This window comes from Leisingera sp. F5 (genome assembly GCF_001593695.1).
The window spans coordinates 1-1,810 of the sequence record NZ_LUKH01000710.1; the positions used below are offsets into that span (position 1 = coordinate 1).

4 protein-coding genes are annotated in these 1,810 nt (G+C 58.1%); 3 read left to right on the forward strand and 1 reads right to left on the reverse strand.

Features of this window, described 5'->3' with window-relative positions; all coding sequences use genetic code 11:
- Positions 1-291 precede the first annotated feature (291 nt).
- From A2I95_RS35080 to A2I95_RS35090, 3 genes are all read left to right on the forward strand, one after another.
- Entirely contained in the window at positions 292-498 is a 207-nt protein-coding gene (locus tag A2I95_RS35080) for a cold-shock protein (RefSeq protein ID WP_129371830.1), read from the forward strand.
- A gap of 143 nt (positions 499-641) precedes the next feature.
- Positions 642-872, forward strand: a complete 231-nt coding sequence (locus A2I95_RS35085; protein WP_259986770.1) for a DUF982 domain-containing protein — start codon at positions 642-644, stop codon at positions 870-872.
- Positions 873-983: 111 nt separating this feature from the next.
- Entirely contained in the window at positions 984-1,181 is a 198-nt protein-coding gene (locus tag A2I95_RS35090; RefSeq protein WP_259997511.1) for a hypothetical protein, read from the forward strand.
- Between the two features lie 212 nt (positions 1,182-1,393).
- On the opposite strand, the gene A2I95_RS35095 is transcribed toward A2I95_RS35090, so the two are convergent.
- On the reverse strand, positions 1,394-1,810 hold a 417-nt coding region (locus A2I95_RS35095), incomplete at its 5' end, for a Crp/Fnr family transcriptional regulator (RefSeq protein ID WP_291737180.1).

The following is a 1,810-nucleotide window of genomic DNA, read 5'->3' on the forward strand; positions in this document are numbered from 1 at the left end:
CTGCCCCGGCTGCCCGATCGCCCCCTTTCACACGTTGATCGACGCCTGTGAGGAATACGGACTGGAGGAGATGGATTTTCGGGAGCAGTTGCGGGGGGTGATGGGAGCCAAATAAAACTATTTTCAAGATATTGCTGCTGCTCTCTTGCAATCATCGATCGCATACCCCATCTCGGTCCAGCAAAGCTTCTTCTTAGACCTTCTGTTTCCTAACGGCCCCAGTTGTTCCTATGTCGACACTGGGCCGGGCTATCGCGTGTTGCGGATGGCATTTATTAAGGAGACGACACGATGGCCAATGGCACCGTGAAATGGTTCAACTCGCAAAAAGGTTTTGGTTTCATCGCGCCCGAGCAGGGATCGCGGGACATCTTTGTCCACATTTCCGCTTTGGAACGCGCCGGCATCCAGCAGCTTGACGATGGCCAAGCCGTGACTTTCGACATCGAAAGCGGCCGCGACGGACGTGAGTCCGCCAGCAATCTTGCGCTTGCGTAAGCCTTTGCAGGCATGAACTATTGACGGGAGCATTCTTGCGATGCCCCCGTTTCCTGCATCTGCCCTGTTTAACCTGCAGATGCGGTTCTCTTCCAAAAATTACCGAAAGAACAAACTTGATAGAAATCTCTTGGGGTTCTCCCATGACCATTTTCCTGCCCTCGGAAGGCCGGACACAAAAAATCTCGACGATTGAACAAGCCCACTTCTGGCTGCAGAAAGCCTGGCCGGTTTCTGATCAAAACAGAAACATCGCGCTTGAGAAAATTGATGCCGTCATGGACTGTCTCGCCCCCGTCGACGCCGCACGCGCAGCTTTCCTCTCTGCAGTTGATACAGCTGGGTTTCACCCGGAAACCCTTGCTGCTGCTTAGATCGCCGCGCCTCACGCATCGGTTCCTGCCGCAGCAGAGAAACAGCCAAAGCTGAGCGTTCGCCCGCGAGTGTAAACCCTGCCCCGAAATCAAACCAGTAAGAGTGACAACATGACTAAGCTGAAAATCGAGGGGCTGGGCCTGGCCGGATTATCCCGCAAGGAAACAGCGATCGAAAAGACCTCACGTGCAGCGCGTGAAATCCTCGACGACGAAAACGAGCTTCGGCGCAGAAAAATTGAGCGTCTTAAACGGACCCGGCTTCAATATGAGCATGGCAGTCAGCAGCCCGAAGACACTCAACAATAAAGACACCGGCCAAGAAGGCTCGCGCCTTCTGAACACTGGGCATAGCCCACCCACAGGGCGGCCAGGGCGGCAATCGCAGCGAATGGCCTGTGCAGTTTCTGGGTGCAGTTTGCCTGCGCACCAACGAAACCTTCCCCGCTTGGCGTTCCGGCCTCTTGCCCTAAAAGTTACCTGCGCTGCCAGCGGGACACTTCCCGGTCTTTCAGCCGCCCCTACCCCTGCGCGCCGCTCAGGACCACCAGCCGGTGCGGGTCGGTGACAACGATATGCTTGCGGGTGGAATGAACAATGCCGTCCTTCTCCCAGGCCGACAGCAGGCGGCTGACGGTGTGCAGCGTGGTGCCGGTCATCTCGGAGATGTTGCGGCGGGTCACTGGAAAAGCGATCTCGATCCCCTCCTCCACCTTGCGGCCCGACTGGGTCACCATCCGCAACAGCGCCGCCGCCACCCGTTGCTCCACCGCTTGCGTCGCCAGTTCGGTGATCCTTGTCTGCATCTCGCCCAGGCGCTGGCCCAGCGTGTTGTAGCTCTCGGTGGCAAAGCCCTGGTACTTGGCGGTGAACTCGCCCCACAGCCGCACCGGCCAGGACAGCGCCAGCGATTCCGATGCCGCCACAGCCGTCGCCGG

Excerpts from the sequence above, each read along its gene's own strand:
- A2I95_RS35085 (WP_259986770.1), top strand. The coding sequence starts at position 642 with ATGACCATTTTCCTGCCCTCGGAAGGCCGGACACAAAAAATCTCGACG.
- A2I95_RS35090 (WP_259997511.1), top strand. The coding sequence starts at position 984 with ATGACTAAGCTGAAAATCGAGGGGCTGGGCCTGGCCGGATTATCCCGC.
- A2I95_RS35080 (WP_129371830.1), top strand. The coding sequence starts at position 292 with ATGGCCAATGGCACCGTGAAATGGTTCAACTCGCAAAAAGGTTTTGGT.